At 59.5% G+C, this 17965-nt stretch carries 20 protein-coding genes; 6 read left to right on the top strand and 14 right to left on the bottom strand.

Features of this window, described 5'->3' with window-relative positions:
* Nucleotides 1-11 precede the first annotated feature (11 nt).
* The 3 genes from MRY17_RS19760 to MRY17_RS19750 form a co-directional block, all read right to left on the bottom strand.
* Nucleotides 12-1184 (bottom strand): GAF domain-containing sensor histidine kinase, encoded by a 1173-nt coding sequence (locus tag MRY17_RS19760; RefSeq protein WP_181284745.1) that lies wholly within the window; start codon nucleotides 1182-1184, stop codon nucleotides 12-14.
* 148 nt (nucleotides 1185-1332) lie between these two features.
* Nucleotides 1333-1641 (bottom strand): PepSY domain-containing protein, encoded by a 309-nt coding sequence (locus tag MRY17_RS19755; protein ID WP_181284746.1) that lies wholly within the window; start codon nucleotides 1639-1641, stop codon nucleotides 1333-1335.
* Nucleotides 1642-1732: 91 nt separating this feature from the next.
* Nucleotides 1733-2884: a glycerophosphodiester phosphodiesterase family protein gene (locus MRY17_RS19750; protein ID WP_243352726.1), complete on the bottom strand. Its 1152-nt coding sequence runs from the start codon at nucleotides 2882-2884 to the stop codon at nucleotides 1733-1735.
* A gap of 233 nt (nucleotides 2885-3117) precedes the next feature.
* On the opposite strand from MRY17_RS19750, the gene MRY17_RS19745 reads away from it, so the two are divergent.
* Entirely contained in the window at nucleotides 3118-3441 is a 324-nt protein-coding gene (locus MRY17_RS19745) for a DUF2025 family protein (protein WP_181284747.1), read from the top strand.
* A gap of 31 nt (nucleotides 3442-3472) precedes the next feature.
* Here the strand turns inward: MRY17_RS19745 and MRY17_RS19740 are convergent, their stop codons facing one another.
* Together MRY17_RS19740 and MRY17_RS19735 are read right to left on the bottom strand one after the other, a co-directional pair.
* On the bottom strand, nucleotides 3473-3793 hold the full coding sequence (locus MRY17_RS19740) for an antibiotic biosynthesis monooxygenase family protein (protein ID WP_181284748.1): 321 nt from the start codon (nucleotides 3791-3793) through the stop codon (nucleotides 3473-3475).
* Complete coding sequence (locus MRY17_RS19735; RefSeq protein WP_243352725.1) at nucleotides 3790-4497, bottom strand: CTP synthase C-terminal region-related (seleno)protein; 708 nt, start codon at nucleotides 4495-4497, stop codon at nucleotides 3790-3792. Before MRY17_RS19735 ends, MRY17_RS19740 begins: the two co-directional genes overlap by 4 nt.
* Before the next feature lie 80 nt (nucleotides 4498-4577).
* Between MRY17_RS19735 and MRY17_RS19730 the strand changes: the two genes are divergently transcribed.
* Nucleotides 4578-5462, top strand: coding sequence for a LysR family transcriptional regulator (locus MRY17_RS19730; protein WP_191956765.1), 885 nt, complete (start codon nucleotides 4578-4580; stop codon nucleotides 5460-5462).
* Here MRY17_RS19730 and MRY17_RS19725 read toward each other — a convergent pair.
* The 3 genes from MRY17_RS19725 to MRY17_RS19715 form a co-directional block, all read right to left on the bottom strand.
* Nucleotides 5459-5977 (bottom strand): DUF1003 domain-containing protein, encoded by a 519-nt coding sequence (locus tag MRY17_RS19725; protein WP_181284751.1) that lies wholly within the window; start codon nucleotides 5975-5977, stop codon nucleotides 5459-5461. The two genes, MRY17_RS19730 and MRY17_RS19725, sit on opposite strands and share 4 nt — an antisense overlap.
* Nucleotides 5978-6050: 73 nt before the next feature.
* On the bottom strand, nucleotides 6051-7370 hold the full coding sequence (locus tag MRY17_RS19720) for a methyl-accepting chemotaxis protein (protein ID WP_191956764.1): 1320 nt from the start codon (nucleotides 7368-7370) through the stop codon (nucleotides 6051-6053).
* A gap of 278 nt (nucleotides 7371-7648) precedes the next feature.
* Nucleotides 7649-8275, bottom strand: coding sequence for a TetR/AcrR family transcriptional regulator (locus MRY17_RS19715; protein WP_181284753.1), 627 nt, complete (start codon nucleotides 8273-8275; stop codon nucleotides 7649-7651).
* Between the two features lie 120 nt (nucleotides 8276-8395).
* Here MRY17_RS19715 and MRY17_RS19710 point away from each other — a divergent pair, with 120 nt between their 5' ends.
* The 4 genes from MRY17_RS19710 to MRY17_RS19695 all read left to right on the top strand — a co-directional run bounded on the left by MRY17_RS19710 (nucleotide 8396) and on the right by MRY17_RS19695 (nucleotide 12645).
* Complete coding sequence (locus MRY17_RS19710; RefSeq protein WP_181284754.1) at nucleotides 8396-9454, top strand: MBL fold metallo-hydrolase; 1059 nt, start codon at nucleotides 8396-8398, stop codon at nucleotides 9452-9454.
* Between the two features lie 108 nt (nucleotides 9455-9562).
* On the top strand, nucleotides 9563-10300 hold the full coding sequence (locus tag MRY17_RS19705) for a hypothetical protein (protein WP_181284755.1): 738 nt from the start codon (nucleotides 9563-9565) through the stop codon (nucleotides 10298-10300).
* 110 nt (nucleotides 10301-10410) lie between these two features.
* The gene (locus tag MRY17_RS19700) at nucleotides 10411-11952 is read left to right on the top strand and encodes an amidase family protein (RefSeq protein WP_243352724.1); all 1542 of its coding nucleotides are present in this window, start codon (nucleotides 10411-10413) and stop codon (nucleotides 11950-11952) included.
* Between the two features lie 135 nt (nucleotides 11953-12087).
* On the top strand, nucleotides 12088-12645 hold the full coding sequence (locus MRY17_RS19695; RefSeq protein WP_181284756.1) for an AAA family ATPase: 558 nt from the start codon (nucleotides 12088-12090) through the stop codon (nucleotides 12643-12645).
* Here MRY17_RS19695 and MRY17_RS19690 read toward each other — a convergent pair.
* From MRY17_RS19690 to MRY17_RS19665, 6 genes are all read right to left on the bottom strand, one after another.
* A complete protein-coding gene (locus MRY17_RS19690) occupies nucleotides 12575-12955 on the bottom strand; it encodes a helix-turn-helix domain-containing protein (RefSeq protein ID WP_181284757.1) in 381 nt (126 codons plus the stop codon). The genes MRY17_RS19695 and MRY17_RS19690 overlap by 71 nt on opposite strands.
* 107 nt (nucleotides 12956-13062) lie before the next feature.
* Nucleotides 13063-14010, bottom strand: a complete 948-nt coding sequence (locus tag MRY17_RS19685; protein WP_243352723.1) for a hypothetical protein — start codon at nucleotides 14008-14010, stop codon at nucleotides 13063-13065.
* Nucleotides 14011-14064: 54 nt separating this feature from the next.
* A complete protein-coding gene (locus MRY17_RS19680; RefSeq protein ID WP_191956777.1) occupies nucleotides 14065-15234 on the bottom strand; it encodes an MFS transporter in 1170 nt (389 codons plus the stop codon).
* A 152-nt stretch (nucleotides 15235-15386) separates the two neighbouring features.
* Nucleotides 15387-16208 carry an ABC transporter substrate-binding protein gene (locus MRY17_RS19675; RefSeq protein WP_181284759.1) on the bottom strand — a complete coding sequence of 274 codons (822 nt, stop codon included), beginning with the start codon at nucleotides 16206-16208 and terminating at the stop codon, nucleotides 15387-15389.
* A gap of 25 nt (nucleotides 16209-16233) precedes the next feature.
* A complete protein-coding gene (locus tag MRY17_RS19670) occupies nucleotides 16234-16998 on the bottom strand; it encodes an amino acid ABC transporter ATP-binding protein (RefSeq protein WP_065887758.1) in 765 nt (254 codons plus the stop codon).
* A gap of 24 nt (nucleotides 16999-17022) precedes the next feature.
* Nucleotides 17023-17901 (bottom strand): amino acid ABC transporter permease, encoded by an 879-nt coding sequence (locus tag MRY17_RS19665; protein ID WP_181284760.1) that lies wholly within the window; start codon nucleotides 17899-17901, stop codon nucleotides 17023-17025.
* Between the last annotated feature and the right edge of the window lie 64 nt (nucleotides 17902-17965).

Here is a 17965-nt window from a genome sequence, read left to right as displayed (position 1 = left end):
TGGATGCTGGCTCACGCCACTGGCAGGCGGAAGGTGAACACCGTGCCCTGCAGTTCACTGCTGCAAACGCTCAGCTCGCCGCCATGGGCGTCGGCAATCTGTTTGACGATATACAGTCCCAGGCCAAGGCCGGCCTGCGGGCCTTCGGTGGTGGGGCGTGCGTAGGGTTCAAACAGCCTCGGCAGCGCCTGCTGGTTGATCTGCCCGGCGTTTTTCACCACCAGTTCGAAGTGCGCCTGTTCAACTGTCGCACTCACTTCGATGGGACCGTCAGGGGCACCGTGGCTGACAGCATTGGCCACCAGATTGGACAGCAATTGTGCCAATCGGTCACGGTCACCCCTGATGCCTTCGACCCTGCCAATCTGCGCACGGATGCCACGCTCGGGATGCACACTCTGCAATTCCGCCACCACCTGCTGCAGGGAGGTTTGCAAGTCTTCGCAGTTGCCCAGCTGCAATGGAATACCGCCGCCCAGCCGCCCGCGCGCAAAATCCAGAACATCTTCTACCAACTGCGCCGCACGGCGCCCGCTGGCCAGGATATGGCGCACGATGTCGTCCGTGGCAGGGTGGGGGTGCTTGCGCAGCAGACGTTCGGCGCCAACGTTGATGGCGAACAGCGGGTTGCGCAGATCGTGACCCAGTACCGCGATGAATTGTTCGCGCAGCTGCGCCGTGTTGCGTTCTTCGCGCAGGGTGTCTTCGGTGCTCTGCTGATTTTCCTCGGCTTCGATTTGCAGCGATAAGACCCGTGCGAACGATTCCATGGTGGACTGGATGGTGCTGCTGCGCAGCGGTGCGGGGTTTGGATCGAGGGCGCAGATGGTGCCGAAAAAGCTGCCGTTGGTACGGAACACGGGGACTGAGATATAGCTTTTGAACCTGTACATCAGTGGGGTGTGATGTGTGCGGTACAGCGGGTCTTCACTGGCATTATCGATCACCACGGACACATGGGAGCCGCGGATTTCATGGCAAATGGTGGTGGTCAGGTCCAGTTCGCCCCCCACGTCCAGGCCGAACGCCAGTTGGTCGAGCACGGCGCAGGCGGTCCAGGTGTTGTCAGTCACTCGGGCGACGGCGACAAAGCGCAGGCCGGTCATGTCACTGATGACGCGAAGCATCGCGGGCACGGCACTGATTCGGCCGATGGTGGCGATGTCGGCGGTTTTCTGCCCCATGGACGTTCTCATATTGGCGATGACGGCAGCGTAGTGCTCGGTCGATGTCGGTGAGTTTAACGACCTTGCATGGTGTAGGGCGAATTTGATCTTTTGGCAGGGCAAAAAAAAGCGCCACCCGAAGGTGGCGCGTTTTTTTGGATTGAACTCAGGTATCGAGCTTGTCTTCCAGCACCGCGCCGGTCTTGGCGTCGAGCTTCACTTCATAGTTCTTGCCTGCGGTATCGGTCAGGTCAACTTCATAGACCAGTACGCCGCTGTTGTTGTGGTCCAACTCGGTGTCGTTGATTGTTGCGCCTGCATGTTTGGCCACGGCCGCAGCGTTGAGTTTTTCAAATGGCATCACGGCGCCAGACTTGATCAGGCCATCAACCTGGTCCGGGCGGACATCCGCCTGGGCCAGGCCGGCAGTCAGCGTCAGGGCGGTGGCGGCGAACAGAGTGGTCAAGGTTTTCATGGTGTGTGTCCTTCTGGTTGAGCTGTTTAAGTGGCGCCAGATTAACCGGCGCAACTTAACTCATCCTTAATGGCTCACTGACACCAACGCGTCAGTATTTATAATCGTCCAGCAGGTCCTGCACGCTGGACGACGGCCAGCGCTTATAGAACTTCAGCAGCTCGGCTGCGCGGTTGGTGAAGATGCCGTCGACGCCGGCTTTCATCACCTTGTCGAAGTCGACTGGCTCGTCCACGGTGTACACGTGCACCAGCAGGCCTTTGTCGTGGGTCAGCTTGTTCATCTCGGGCTTGACCAGGTCGGTGTAGCTCTGGTCGCCATGGTCGGTCAGCTCCGCCGAAGGGCCGGTGCCGATGGCGCCGAGGCTTTTGGCCTGGTCGACCCATTTTTCGAACTCGGCCGCGTCTTTCGGTTCTTGCTTGGCGTAATAGGCGGCTTTGGTCGCTTCGCCGGACTCGGCGAACGTCACCTTGGACTTGGGTTCAATGCTGCCTTCACCGACCCACAACAGCAGGATCTTCGGCGTGTTGGGCATTTCTTTCTGCAGTTCTTTCAGGCTGGCCACCTCGAAGGTTTGCAGCACCACACGGCCCTTGCCCTGGCCGACACCGGTGTTGCTCTTGCCCAGCTTGGAGCCGGCGGAGCTCAACCAGCCCTTGTCCAGCAACTTGTTTTTCAGGTCGGCCTCGATGCCCGGGAATTGCTTGGGCTCCTTGGTCTCGATGTACAGGCCCGGCTTATGTTGCGGGTTGCTTTCGGCGATCTTGATGATGTCATCCAGGCTCTGGATTTTCAGGCCGACGAAGCCCGGGCGTGCGCGGTCCGGGTAGGCGGCGTTGAACCAGCTGCCGGCGTCGAGGCTTTGCAGTTCTTTCCAGGTGAATTCGTTGACCGGTGCATCTTTGCGCTCGGGGAACTTGGTCGCTACGTCGGTGGTGCGCTGCAGGTTGTTGTCGTGCAGGGCGAACAAGACGCCGTCCTTGCTGCGCTGCAGGTCCAGTTCCAGATAGTCGGCGCCCAGGTCGCGCGCGACCTTGTAAGCGGCGGCGGTGGACTCGGGGGCGTCATAGGACGCGCCACGGTGGGCGATCACGGCGGGATAGGGGATGCCTTCGTTTGTCGCCAGTTCAGCCGGGCTGATCGGGTCGGCAGCCTGTGCGGGAGCAAGGCCGAGCATCAGCGCGAGCAGCACGGCACTTCCTATCGTGGTGCGCACCGGGCCGTTGGTTAACGTGACAGGCATATGCGAAGTCCTTTCGTGAAGGTGACTTTGAGAAGGTGTCCTTTTTAACAATTGATTGCGAAGGGCGCTATCACCAAACCGACATTAACGTGCGCGCAGGCCAATTTTGTCGGTTTTTTCTGTGATGCATTGCAGTACTCTTAGCCCCAACTGCCCCGTCAGAGGGCGGTATTTTTTGCCACGCGTGTAAACCATCTTTCCAGTCCCTGTGGGACTTTTCAGTGAGGTTTACCATGCGCATCACTTCCGAACTTATCTGCCAGGCTGCCGACCAACTCCACGGGTTTGTCGGCCTGAACCGCAAGACCGGCCAGTACATCGTGCGTTTCAGCGAAGATGCCTTCGGCATGGACGTGGCCGACGACGGCATTATTCCCACCGCCGAGTTCGTCTGGGTACCGGCTGCCGACCACACCATGATCCTCTCGCGAGCGCGCATTCAGTTACTGCTGGAGCAGAATATCGACGACCGGCTCAACATCAGCGAACCGTTGCGGGTGTATATGCGCCGGGTCGAGATCCCGCAGATCAGTGCGTTGCGCAGTCTGGTCAGCTAGGCCTGCACCTGTGTGAAGGAGGGCCGAAGTTTCACGTCGTGAATGCGTAATCGCGCTCTACCTTGCATACGCGAGTTTGAAACGCTGCGTACCAGAGGGAACGCCCTTGCTCTTGCACCTGTCGATGCTCGGCCTGCTGTTTCCAGGCCAGGATCGCCGCTTCGCTGCTCCAGTAGGACACGGTGATCCCCAAACCCGCTTCCCGCGCCGACTCCACGCCGAGAAATCCCGGCTGTTCACGCGCCAGTTCCAGCATGCGCGTGGCGGCCTGAGCGTAGCCGTGGTCGCCATCGGTGCGCAGTGAACTGAAAATCACCGCGTAGTAAGGCGCTGCCGGGGTCTTGGCGATCATGCCGAGGCCTCCCGGCACGCCTTCAGCAAGGCTATCGCCAGCGGTGGCGTGGTGCCTTTGAGGGCGGCGCGTTCGGGTTGGAACAGGGTAGCGATGAAAAAAGGATGATTCAGCAGCTCCATCGCGCGAAGTTCGCCAGCAGCATTATGGCCGCTGGGAATCATCTCCCCATCGAGCAGTGCATGAGCGAACTCTGGATTGATACCGAAGCTGCAACGATACCCTTCGTGGATATCCAGGCTGCCGTAGGCTTGGGTGATAAGCGTATTGGGTTCCAAGCGCACGGTGTCGCTTGCTTCCACCAGCGCACAACTCAATGGCGTGATGACTGCGCGTTTGGCGTCCGGTACCAACTCGCCGTGCTGGGCATCCGCCCATCCCAGCACGTTGCGGGCATATTCGAGCACTGCGTGCTGAAAACCCCCGCAGGTGCCGAGGAAAGGTCGCCGCTGTTCGCGGGCAAACTGGACGGCGCGCAGCGCGCCTTCGGTGTCGCGGTAAGGGCTGGCGGGTACGCACCAGAAGCCGTCGAACCCGTGCAGCGAGGCCGTGGAAGTGATGGTGTCGGTGCCGAGCCAGCGCACTTCGACGCTCAGCCTCAGGGCGTGGGCCGCTTGTTGCAGCGCTACCGGGATGGCCTGGTGCGCAATCACGTCGGGGTTGTAGTCGCCGATCAGAGCGAGGTGCAGCGGGGTGTCGTTCATCGTGTGCATCCCATGGCTTGTGGTGTCCTGGTGGGCACTATAGATTGGCGCTCACGCAATCGATATTGGCGTTTTCCCACATGCTCAATGCAGCCACGCACTATCAGCTCGACTACACCGACCTGTCGCTGGTCCTCGCTCTGGTTCGTGGCGGCACCCTGGCGCGGGCGGCGGGGTTGCTGCGGGTGGATGTGTCCACCGTGTTCCGGGCGGTACGGCGCCTGGAAGCCGCCCTGGGTCAGACGCTGTTTGAAAAAAGCCGCGCCGGCTATCTGCCTACCAGTCTGGCCAACCACTTGGCACAACAGGCCGAGCGCGCTGAACTTGCCCTGGAGGCTGCGCGCATCGGTGTGGAGCAGGGCGGTGAAGTGATCAGCGGCACGGTGCGCCTGACCTGTACCGACGCGGTGCTGCAAGGCCTGCTGCTGCCGGCCCTGGCCAGATTCATGGCGGACTATCCGGCGTTGATCCTGGAGCTGAGCACGTCCAACGATTTCGCCAACCTCAGCCGCCGCGATGCGGATATCGCGCTGCGCCTGACCAGGAACCCGCCGGAGCATCTTGTCGGACGTTGCCTGGGGACGGTGACCTATCAGGTGTGCGCCAGTGCTGACTATGCCCGTCGGCATACAGGCCAGGAACTGGCCGACCTGAGTTGGATCGCGCCGGACGAGTTTTTACCCGACCACCCAACGGTGGCCTGGCGCCGTGAACATCTGCCGGGCGTGCGTCCCCGTTATCGCTGCAACAGCATGCAGTCGGTGACTGAATTGGTACGCGCCGGGCTGGGGGTGGCGGCGTTGCCGGATTTCCTGATGAACGATGGCTTGCAACCACTGGGCCCCGCTTTGGCAGGACATGACACGGCGCTGTGGCTGTTGACGCGACCTGATTGCCGGGCGTTACGTTCGGTGGTGACACTGTTTGATGAACTGGGGCGGCATGTGCGCTGGCTGCACCATTAGGCTTTGCGCACGAAGTGCTCATGCATTTCGCAGGTCAGTGTCTCAATACGTTCGGTCAGCTGTTTGGTCATTTCGGTCAGCCGTGTGTTCTGCTCCAACAGCGCCAGCAACTGGTGGGTGGTCTGTTCTGCCTGGGCCTGGCGTGCGGTATTGGCGGTGGCCAGCGCTTCGCGATGTTGCGCGTCGGCGTCGGACTGGGCTTTGTCGCGCGCGGCCTGGCGCGTCTGGGCCAGCAGGATCAGCGGCGCGGCATACGCCGACTGCAGACTGAAGGCCAGGTTGAGCAGGATGAAGGGATAAACGTCGAAGTGGGTGATGCCGGTCACGTTCAGCACCACCCACAGCACCACGATGGCGGTTTGCGCGCCGAGGAACGTTGGGGTGCCAAAGAAGCGCGCGAAGGCTTCGGCCTTGAGGGCAAAGGTATCGTTGCCAAAGGTCGGCGCCAGGTGAGCGTGGTGGCGATGGAAACGCAAGTGGTCGACAGGGATTGGGTCGGGTTTATCTGAGGTCATGGCAGGCTCGAGTCGATGGCGTAAGGCTTACGCACTATAGACCGAGCCCTCGGCCAGGCACATGAAGAAGCCGTCAGCGATTGCCCCGTTCATTGGCAAACGCGCTCACTGCCTGCACCGCCTCGCTGGTGCCTTCGCGAATCTGCAGGATCACCGTACCGGCCTGGTTGGCCAGCTCCACGCCCTGAGCCGCACGGTCGCGGGTGGCGTCCATGCTGTCGATGGCCTGGCGGGTTTCGTCCTGGATCATGGCGATCATGCCGGAAATTTCCGCCGTAGAGCCGCTGGTGCGCGCTGCCAGTTGGCGAACTTCATCGGCTACCACGGCAAAGCCACGGCCTTGCTCGCCCGCGCGGGCCGCTTCGATGGCGGCGTTGAGGGCCAGCAGGTTGGTCTGGTCGGCGATACCGCGAATGGTGTTGACGATGGTGGTGATCTGTTGCGAGCGCTCGCCCAACTTGGCGATCAGTTGCGAAGATGCGTCAATATCCACGGCAATGTCGCGCATGCCGGTGGCGGTTTTCTGAATCACGTCGGCGCCTTTTTCGGCCATGTCCTGGGTATTGAGCGACAGGTGATACGCCTGCGCAGCGCTTTGCGCGTCAGCGGCATGCTGTTGCACACGGGCGGTGACGTCCGACGCAAACTTCACCACCTTGCACAGACGCCCGCTGGCGTCGTACACCGGGTTGTAGTTGGCTTCGAGCCACAGCGTGTTGCCGTGTTTGTCCACGCGCTCGAACTGGCCGTTGAACAGTTCACCCTGGTTCAGACGTTTCCAGAATTCGCTGTAGGCGGCGCTGCCGGCCAGCTCTGGTGTGCAGAACAGGCGGTGATGCTTGCCCTGGATCTGCGCCAGGCTGTAGCCCATGCGCTGCAGGAAATTCGCATTGGCGGTGATGATGGTGCCATCGAGGTTGAACTCGATCATCGCCATGGCGCGGTCGATGGCTTGCAACTTGGCGCTGGTTTCACTTTCGGCCTGCAGGCGTGGGGTGACGTCCATCGCGTACTTCACCACCTTGATCACGCGACCGGCGTCATCCTTGACCGGGTTGTAACTGGCTTCCAGCCACACCGATCGGCCATCGGCGCCCATCCGTTCGAAGGTGCCTGACTGGAATTGACCGTTGCGCAACTGCGTCCACAGCTGGTTGTACTCGGCGCTGCGGGCGAAGGCCGGTGTGCAGAACAGGCGGTGGGGCTGGCCGAGGATCTGTTCGGCGCGGTAGCCCATGGTCTTCAAGAAATTCTCATTGGCGCGCAGCACCGTGCCCTGCAAGTCGAATTCGATAACCGCCATGGAACGCTCGATCGCGTCCAGCAGGCTGGCCTGTTGGGCATTGTTGTGTTGCAAGGCGGTGATGGTTTTTTTGTAAGCGTTGAATAGCATGGTCGGGAGCTCGAGCAGGCATGCGTATGAGGATTCCATGTAGATGCGCCTGACCCCGTAGGGCATCTGGGCCTCACGGTTGACTTGCTCATTGCCAGCTTCCTTGTGCTGACAGAGGGGGGTGGAACAACGGGTTCAGAGTGATCGGCCAGCCAGGAAGTTCGCCGCTTGGGAGGCGTTTTTTTGACTAGGCGACCGATGGCGGCATTATGCTATCTTGGCGGCTTGACGGAGGAAGATTCAGACGAGAAGTTGTAAGACGACTCAGGCCGATTTATTTACCGGGTGTGTTGAGAATCGACCTCATAACCTGCGAGGAACAAATCAATCGCCGATTCGATCACATGGGCCTGGGACGCTGCGTCGAGGGTAGGTTGGCCAAGGGTAATCTGCGGCCAGAATGCGAAGGCCTTGAGCAGGCTTTGTATCTGGTGAGCGGCGAACGCCGGGTCGTCGCCATTCAGTCGCCCGTCTTCCTGGGCGGCGCGTACCCACTGGGTAAAGCCTTCTTCGCGCGCGCTCAGGCGGTTGACCATGTCCTGGGCGCGTTCCGGCGAATGAATGGTGGCCGCAATGGCCACTCGCGCCAGGTCGAGGAAGTTGGCATCCGACATCATCTTCATTTTCGCTTCCAGCAACTTGCGCAGTTGATCACGCAAGGGTTGGTCGCTGCTGTAGGCCACATCCAGTTGCGCGGCGCTGCTGGCCCACAACTGGTGGAGGATTTCGGCGAATAGCTCTTCTTTACTGGGAAAGTGGTTGTAGACCGTACGCTTGGAAACGCCGGCGGTGGCGGCGATCCTGTCCATGCTGGTGACCTCGAAGCCATTCTCGCGAAACTCGGCGATGGCCGCCGTCACAATGGCTTCGCGTTTACGGTTGGTGAGGCGTGGGGAGGCAGTCATGGAGAACGTTCGGCTCAAGGTGAAATTACACTTGGCAGTTTACTTGTTCAGGATTATGTTGCAATGTAGAAACTACACTGTGCAGTGTAATTTACCAGCGGACGTAGGAGTCACCGTGTAATGGCCACCCTTTCAACCCGTCTTGATCCCGCACCCACAGCGCTCAAGCCTGCCGAGCGGGACCTGGGGCATTTCAACAACGACGCGCCGGTGCCGCACGGTGGATTAGGCAAGACTCTGCGTATTTTTTGGAACATGTTGTTCAACAAACCGCGCACTACACGGCCTGTGGGCAACATCCCGGTACAACGCCTGACCCGCGAACATCTGATGGCAGCCCCTGATCACAGTGTATTCCGTCTGGGTCATTCAACCGTGCTGCTGAAAATGCGCGGTAAGTTCTGGATCACCGACCCGGTGTTCGCCGAGCGCGCCTCGCCGTTCAGTTGGGCCGGCCCGAAGCGTTTCCATCAACCGCCTATCAGCCTTGAAGAGCTGCCGCCGTTGGAAGCGGTGATCCTGTCCCACAATCACTACGACCATCTCGACCGCACGGCTGTCGTCCAATTGGCTGACAAGACGCAGTACTTTCTTGCGCCTTTGGGGGTGGGAGACACGCTGGTCAAATGGGGAGTGGATGCCGGCAAAGTGCGGCAACTGGACTGGTGGCAGGGCACGGAGGTCGATGGCATCCGCTTTGTCGCAACGCCGGCGCAACATTTTTCCGGGCGCGGCCTGTTCGACGGCAACCAGACCCTGTGGTGTTCCTGGGTGATGATCGATGACGCGCGGCGGATTTTTTTCAGCGGCGACACGGGGTATTTCGACGGCTTCAAGCGCATCGGCGAGCAGTACGGACCGTTTGACCTGACCCTGATGGAAACCGGCGCTTACAACATCGATTGGCCTCACGTGCATATGCAGCCGGAACAGACATTGCAGGCGCACATAGACCTCAAGGGCCGCTGGCTGCTACCGATTCACAACGGCACGTTCGACCTGGCGTTCCACGCCTGGCACGAACCTTTCGACCGCATCATGGCGCTGGCCTGGGAGCGCAATGTTTCGATCACTACGCCTGCCATGGGGCAGGCGTTCAGGCTCAACCAGCCCGAGCGAGGGCATGCGTGGTGGTTGGAAGTAGAGACTCATGACGCAAAGGAACACGCTGCAGGCTAACTGACGAGCCTGTGGAAAAAGGTATTTTCAGGGTATTTCAACGCTGCGACAAACGTCGGAAGGGAGTGCGATGATCCTTCGGAAATTTAATTTCGGGGAAACGTTGTCATGAACGACGACTGCAAGAAACTATGGCGATTGGGCATGCCCTGCTATTCCACGTCGCCGCACGCCTTTGCGCAAGGTGGCGCCGAACCTGGCTCTTCCAGCACTACCCGGGTGCGAACCGATGACGCCAGCCCCGGTGCTATCGTCTTCGCCGCCGAACGTGCTGAGGGTGCGGTACTCATACCCGGCTACAATGCCCTGGCGCCAATGATCAGACCCACACGAGACCCCGCTTTGTCGCTGATCGCCATCAGCGGCGTGGACCCCGCCGAGCCCGTGATGGTTGAAGTCCCCCTGGTGCAAAACAACAGTGCTTTTGGCGCCTCCCCGGTGTTAGATGGCTGGCGTATCGGCTACGTAAGCCGATACAGATGTGCGGGTCATATCGAACCCGCAGATCATAGTGCAACCTTGCGGCGAGCCTTCGCCATCCTGCGCCAGGCTGGTGCGGAGTTAGTCGCAGTGGACGCGTTGCGTACGGACGACCCGCTTGAGTCCGGCACTGCCATCGATGAGCTTGTGGCCGACCATCGTTTGGATGCCCTGGTGTCAAACGAGCAGAGCGAGGCGTTTCATGCCGCTTGCAGAAGCGGATACCCCAGTGCCTGCCAGGCACTGGAAGATGGGACCCGGCTTTGGTTTTACGGGGCCCGCTGGGCGGGTGATCGCGTGAAGGTTCTACTGCGAACTTATGCTCAACTGACATTATCCGGCGTGCCTGCAGCGGGTATGGAATGATCATACCGGGCAGCAGGATTAGCCTGCGTAAAGCTGCCGGAACAACCTCTTAGACTGCTGTCAGGCTATCGGACGATAGCCCTCATTCAGTCATTTACAGAGGGTATTTCATGATCGGACCCGTTTCGGCAGGTGGGTGGGCATCAGGCCTGCTTCAAGAACTTTCAAATCCGCCGCAGGGCTTCAAGGGCGCCTGTCAAATGGCAGGGGAGATGGCCAGCCGCGGCGCGGTCACCTCAGAGTCGCTGGTGAAGGACTCCATCAGACAAATCGCTAATATCGATCGTGGGCTGCAAGGCGGTAACGCTTTCGTAGAAACCAACCCGGATGCCCTCAAGGACGCCAGGGCTCGCGATCTGGAGCGTAAAAAGGGCCATGTGCGCGGGTATTTGCATGGCGTTCCGATCGCGCTCAAGGATGTATTCGAAACCAGGGACCGTATGCAAACAAGCGCGGGTTCCAAGGCTCTGGTGGGGAAAGCCGCCTCCAGAAATGCCAAGGTCGTGGATAACTTGCTAAGGGCGGGGGTGGTCGTTGTCGGTAAGACAAACATGAGCGAACTGTCCAACTTTCGCTCTGAATTGCCGATGGACGGCTGGAGTTCGCGGGGTGGGCAGACGCTCAATCCCCATCGCCTGGGTGGGACGGTTGCAGGGTCGAGTTCCGGTTCTGCCGTAGCGGTTGCCCAGGGGCATGTGCCGCTGGCGTTGGGGTTGGAAACCAGCGGATCGGTCATTACGCCTGCGGCTTACAACGGCGTTTTTGGCTTGAAAACCTCCGTAGGCTTGCTGAGCAATGAGGGTGTCATGACCAGTTCACGCATGGATACGATTGGCACGTTCACGCGCAATGTCTGCGATGCGGCAGAAGCGCTCAATGCCATGACCGAGACCCATGGCTACACGGAGGGCCTGCGGTCTGATGCCCTGAAAGGCAAGCGAATTGGCTACACGCCTGTGCCTGAGTTATCTGCAGAGGAGGCCAGTGATCCCGCGAAGCGGGCCGACCGTGAGCATTACGCACAGGCGCTTGAGGTGTTGCGGTCTCAAGGTGCGACCCTGGTGCCCGTGGGCACGCTCGAGGATGGCGTCGAAGAGGGAACCTACGCCGATTACAACGAAGCGTTGTTTTCAGACGTCAAACATCACATGCAAGAGTACCTTGCCGGACGCGAAGGCTTGCCTGTCAAATCGCTTTCAGAGCTGATTGCATCCATTAAGCGTCACCAGCAACCCGGTGAGCCTGATCACAAGCTGCTGGAGCTTATCAATGGCCTGGAAACCACTCAGGAGCAGCGCGATAAGCTGTGGGAAGCCGTCCTCCCTGTTTTTCAGAAAACCATTGATGATCCGATCAAAGAGCACACGCTCGACGCCATGGTGTCGAATTTTCTCTCAAATAATTATTTTTTCAGCGCTGCGGCAGGCTACCCGGGCCTGTCCGTTCCGTCGGGCATGGACGATGAAGGTATGCCAACGGCACTCTACCTTTACGGCGCGGCTAACAGCGAGGCCGCATTGCTGTCGGCTGCTTACGTGTATGAGCAAGCGACACAGGCGATCAAGGAGCCGGCTTTCCTGCCTGGCACTCCGTTTACGCCAGCACCGGTAGCGGCAGGTAACGCGCCTGAGGTACCAGCAGGGGGCGTCTGAATTGATCCAACCTCTGCTCTACGGCGTACGGCAGAGGTTGTTCCTGTGCAGCCAACTGACAAATAATGCGCAGGGTTGCGCCACTGCGGGCTCGATACCGGCAGGGCTTAAACTCAATGTCATGGAGAGAACACCATGGCTTATAGAATTCACATCCTGGGTGCTGCGGGCGTCGGCGCCACCACCCTGGGCAAGGCGTTGGCCGACTGCCTGAATGTGGCTTTTTTCGACTCGGACTTCTATTACTGGCAGCAAACCCCGGAGCCGTTCTGCGTCGCCCGGCCCAAAGATGAGCGCATCCGCCTGCTGCAAGAACACACCTCAAGCCATGAAGGCTGGGTGTTGTCCGGCTCACTATGCGGATGGGGAGATATCATGATCCCGCTGTTCACCCATGTGGTCTTTGTGCGCCTGGACCCCGACGTCCGCCTGCATCGCCTGCGCGTGCGCGAACAACAGCGCTACGGCGACCAGATACTCGAAGGCGGCAGCCGCCATGCTAACAGCGCCGCATTTCTTGCCTGGGCTGCGCGTTACGACGACGGTAACCACAGCCTGCGCAGTTTGCGTCGGCATGAAAGCTGGTTGAAACCACTGCGTTGCCCGGTAATCCGGCTGGACTCTACGCACCATTCGGTTGAGGCGTTGTTGAATCAATTGATGCAGCGGGTGAGCCCAGCAACCGGGAAATAATGCCAGGTGTGGCAGGCTCGGCCGATACGACGTCGAAGCGGCGTTTGCTCATTCCCCATCCCGGTGCAAAACCCGGGAAAAACACCAGCCCCTGGGCTTCCAGGCAAAACGCCAGGACCAATCGGGTTTCATCATCCACGTCGCCATGGCTTTCCAATTGTTGGATGGCTTGCACCGCCACACCAGCCTGACGGGCCAGTTCTTCGCGGCTCCAGCCCAACATGACGCGGGCCTGGGCGCTGTGTTGGGCGGTGAATTGATGAAGGACGATCTGCTGTTCTACGAAAGAGCTCATTGCCAGAGACGACATGGGGATTTCTCCAGGTTCGACAGGGGAGGCATAACTATACTGTGTTTTTATACAGTTGTTCCTACCGCTCATCAACTCAGGGCAATCGCTCGCGTTTCAGCTTGCGCCTACTCCACCCCTGGCGCCTCTCGGATGATCAGATGATCCAGGTTTTCAATATTCGCGCTGAACACCCCGAACGTCTGCTCGGGGTTTTTCTTGCTCGGCACTTGCCGCAGCTGCGGCGTGACGCCATAGAAAAAGCAATACAACGCCCGTTCGCTGGCTGCTGCGGCCTTGATCTGCTCCAGGAATGCCGTGCGCTTGCGGTAGTTCTCGATGAGTTTTTTGCTCAGGTAGACGTTGACGGCGTAGGGTTTTCTGTCGAGCCACACCTTCTTTTCGAAGTCGATGCGAAAGCTGTTGGTGTAGTCCTTGATGGCCTTGATCCTGCCCCAGTAGATCAGGCCCTTGTTGTCTTGCAGGTACTCGATTTTCTTGAAGAACGTCCAGTACGTCGCCGTGTGTTCGCCGATTTTCAACGGCATTGATTTGAGCTTGTCCTTGTCATCGATATTCGACACATAGCACTCCACCGGGTGGGCGAATACGCTGGTTTTGTCCGGGGGAGTGTCGTTGTTGCCGTGGGATGTGGAGACGCGATTTGAAGGGGCTTTCGTTGGTTCCTGCAGGGCGACGTTCCCGGTGCTTGTCAGGGGTCTCTTAGGTTCGTATTGACGCCGCGTAAGCACGAACTCCGAAGGGAAGTTTTCCTCGCGGTTGTCATCGCTTTCACCGGTCGCGTTCTTGTGCGCGCTGGCGTAGCGGCAACCGTCGATATGCCGGGTGCTGGTTTTGTTCTTGAAATGCGGCGTGCGTCGGTAGTTGACGTTCTTTGCGTTGAAGGTACTCAGTGTATTGCCGGCATCGAAGGCCGCGCGGCACACATCGTTGGGGCAGAGGAAGTGGTCTGTGTCGGAATCGAAGTCGGCGGTTTCGTCGAAATTCAGGTCTCGTACGTCATAGATCGATAGCTTGTCATCGAGACTCAGGCTGTAGGCCGTATCGAATTTCATGGGGCTCGGATCCGTGAGAGGTTTGGCTATTAATAGCGAGAACCTGCGCAAATATCAGCAAGAACTTGCGACCCGTCGCCCACTCAGGAAACACAGGGTTCCGCCGGCTGCGGTCAATGCCGCCAGAGCATAAAACATGCTGGCCGGCGTCGTATTGATCAGCAGATAACCACATATCACCGGGCTCATCGCTCCGCCAAACGCCGCCAGGTTCTGCGCGCCGTAGTAGCTGCCTCGCAGTGCATCGGGGGCGATGGTGTCGATAAACAGGAACTCTGCGGGGTAGATAATCATCTCGCCCAAGGTGAATACGAACATCGCCAGGCACCAGGTGACCAGACTGTCGGCCAGGCTGAACCCCATCAACCCGAGAATAAACAGCAAGGTGCCGAGCACGATCCAGTGGCGTAACTGCTCGCGCTTGAGAAAACGGCCAATCTGGTACTGCAGCAAAATCACCGTGATGGCGTTGCAGGCCAGCACGGCGGACAGAATCTTCAAGGCGGCTGCGGGCTTGTAGGCTACCAGCAGAAACTGCGACAGATACAGGGTGTAGCGCCCGTGGACAATGGTGCTCAACAAACTGCCACCGGTGAAGAGGATCAGCGTGCGGTCGCTGCGCAAGGTCTGCAGGGTGCGCAGAAAGCTTTGCGGTTTATGACGGGTATCCCGTGCGGTCGGGGCAATGCCGACCATCAGGAACAGGCTGCCAAAAGCAATCGCGCTGGCGATCAGGAACGGCGCCCAGGGCAACTGGCCGGCGATCACCACGCCGACCATGGGACCGGTGGCATAGCCGACGTTGGTCAGGGTGTAGCGCAGGGAAAACACTTTGGCGCGCTCACCCACCGCGAGGTTTTCGCTGATGATCGCCTTGGAACCGATCAGGAACAGCGCCGACGCGGCTTCAGTGATCACCAGGGTCAGCGTGGTGAGGTAGAGGTTGCTGGCAAAGGTCAGCAACAGAAAACCGATGGAGCTGGAGAGCATGGCCAGGATCAGCAGCTTGCGCTTTTCCAGGCGGTCGATGATGTAGCCGCCGTACAGACCGAGCAACGTGGCGATAAACACGGCAACGCCCATCAGCAGGCCGATATCCTGCTGGTTGAGGCCCAGTCGGGTACTCAGCCAGAGGGCCAGCAGTGGGCTGGTCATGGACCGGCTGACCACGATGGTCACCGAGCAAATCAACAGGCGGCGAATTACCAGGGAGTAGGTGGTCACGGTGGGGGAGAGCATCCTTGTTGTTGCTTAAGATCACACAGATCCAATGTGGGAGGGGGCTTGCCCCCGATGAGGGCGTGTCATTAAACGGATGTATAGCTGAACCACCGCAATCGGGGGCAAGCCCCCTCCCACATTTTCAGACCTTGTTTCTACTGGCCCGCATTGATGCTGATCTTCTCGACCGCACCCTGCTCCAGATTCCACTTTTTCAAAATCTTGCCGTACGTCCCATCATCAATCATGCCCTGCAACGCTTCACTGATCGCGGTGACCAACTCGGTATTGCTCTTCTCGATCCCAAGCCCGGTGAACTGCTTGGAAATCGCCAACCCCACCGGCTTGTACTTGCCCTTGTCCAGCGACATCAGGTAAGGAATCGTTTCGCTACCCTGCATCGCCGCGTCCAGGCGGTTCTGCTGCAGCTGCGCGCGCGCATCGGCCGAGCCTTCAGTACCTATGACCACGATCGCCGGTTTACCTGCGGCTTCGCAGTTTTCCTTGCTCCACGCGGCGATTTCCGACGGCCAGGTGGTACGGCGGCTGGTGCCGACTTTTTTACCGCACAGGTCAGTCAATTCCTTGATCTCTTCACGCTTGGCCAGGGTGTACAACTGCGGGCCGCTGGTGAAGTAGTCGACAAAGGTCACCGATTTCTGACGCTCGGCGGTGTCGGTCATGCCCGACAGCACAATGTCGACGCGCTTGGTGGTCAGGCCGCTGAGCATCTGCTCGAACCCGGTTTCCTGCCACTTGATCTTCACGCCCAACCGCTCGGCCAGGGCGTTGCCCAGGTCGAAGTCAAAGCCGGTGAGCTTATTGGTGGCCGGGTCCTTGAAATCCATCGGCGGGTAGTTCGGCACGATGGCCGCGCTGATTTCACCCTTGTCCTTGATGGCTGCGGGCAAGGCCGCGAACACCGCGCTGGAAGCCATCAGGCCGGCGAGCAACGAAGGAATAAACATCTTTTTCATGGGGGCGTTCTCGTTAGTTTTTTAGTTAAGTGCGAACGGCAGAAATAAAGCTTTGGGTACGCGGGTTTTGTGGGCTTATTAGAATGTCTTCGGGGCTGCCGGCTTCCACAATCTGGCCGGCGTCCATAAACACCATGCGGTTGGACACTTCGCGGGCAAAGCCCAACTCATGGGTGACCACGATCATGGTCATGCCGGTGGTGGCCAAATCGCGCATCACCGACAGCACTTCGCCTACCAGCTCCGGGTCGAGGGCTGACGTGGGTTCGTCAAACAGCATCAGCTTGGGGCGCATCGCCAACGCGCGGGCGATCGCCACACGCTGCTGCTGGCCGCCGGACAACTCCACCGGGTAGGCATTGCGCTTGTCCGCCAGGCCCACGCGGGCCAGCAACTCCAGCGCATCCTCGGTGGCCTCCTTGGGCGAGCGCTTGAGCACCTGGCACGGGCCTTCGATGATGTTTTGCAACACGGTCATGTGCGGGAACAAATTGAAACGCTGGAACACCATGCCGGTGGCCAGGCGCTGCCGGGCGATCTGCACTTCGTTCATCTCGTGCAGCTTGTTGCCGACCACCCGGTAACCGACCAGTTCGCCGTCGACCCACAGGCCGCCCTTGTCGATTTTTTCCAACTGGTTGACGCAACGCAGCAGCGTGCTTTTACCCGAGCCGGATGGGCCGATGATGCACATCACTTCGCCTTGCTCGACCTCGATATTGATGTCGCGCAGCGCGTGATACTGGTCGTAATATTTGTTCAGGTTGACGGCCTTGACGATGCTTCTCATGGGGCAAATCTCCTCAACCCAGGCTTACGAACGCTTGCCGGCGCCGCGGGCAAAACGACGCTCGAGGCGGCTTTGACCAAATGAAAGAACCGTCACCACCGCCAGGTACCAGATGCCCGCCACCATCAGCAGCTCCATCACCCGTGCGTTGGCGTAGTAGATGTTTTGCGCGTTGTGAAGCAGCTCCGAGTACTGGATCACGCTGGCCAGGCTGGTCATTTTCACCATGCTGATGAACTCGTTGCCTACCGGCGGAATGATCACGCGCATGGCCTGCGGCAGAATGATCCTGCGCAGCGCCTGCAGGCTGGGCATACCGATGGACTTGGCGGCTTCGTACTGGCCGGTGTCCACCGACAACAGCCCGGCGCGCACCACCTCGGCGGTATACGCGCCCTGGTTGATGCTCAAGCCGAGCAGGGCGGCCACGAATGGCGTCATCAGGTCGACGGTGTCGAGGCTGAACAGGCCCGGAATCGCGATCACCGGGAAGATCAACGCCAGGTTGAACCACAACAGCAGTTGCAGAATCAACGGCGTTCCGCGAAACAACCAGGTGTAAGTGATCGCCACGTAGCGCAGGATCGGGTTGGCCGACATGCGCATGATCGCCGTGATTACCCCGATGACCACGCCCAGCGCCATCGCCAGGATCGACATGATGATGGTATTGGCCAGGCCCCAGAGAATGGCCTCGGACGTGAGGAACTGGCCAATGTAGGACCATTCGATCTGACCATTGGCAAACGCACGCAACAGCGCCGCCAGCCCAATCACAATCAACGTGGCGAAAAACATCCGCCCGTAATACCGCCGCGGCACATGCTCGTACTGGGTGATATCGAACTGGTTCTCGGACAGCTTGCGCTCTATCTCCAGGCGCTCGGCCGGGGTTTGGTTCATGGTGATTCTCCGAAACTATTAACGCTCTAACGGGTGTACGCGGTCCAAGTTTGGGAGCTGGCTT

Origin of the sequence: Pseudomonas orientalis, assembly GCF_022807995.1 — a bacterium.
Taxonomy (GTDB): domain Bacteria; phylum Pseudomonadota; class Gammaproteobacteria; order Pseudomonadales; family Pseudomonadaceae; genus Aquipseudomonas; species Aquipseudomonas orientalis_B.
Note: the sequence above shows the minus strand (reverse complement) of the source record. Positions and strands in the feature narration are given on the sequence as shown.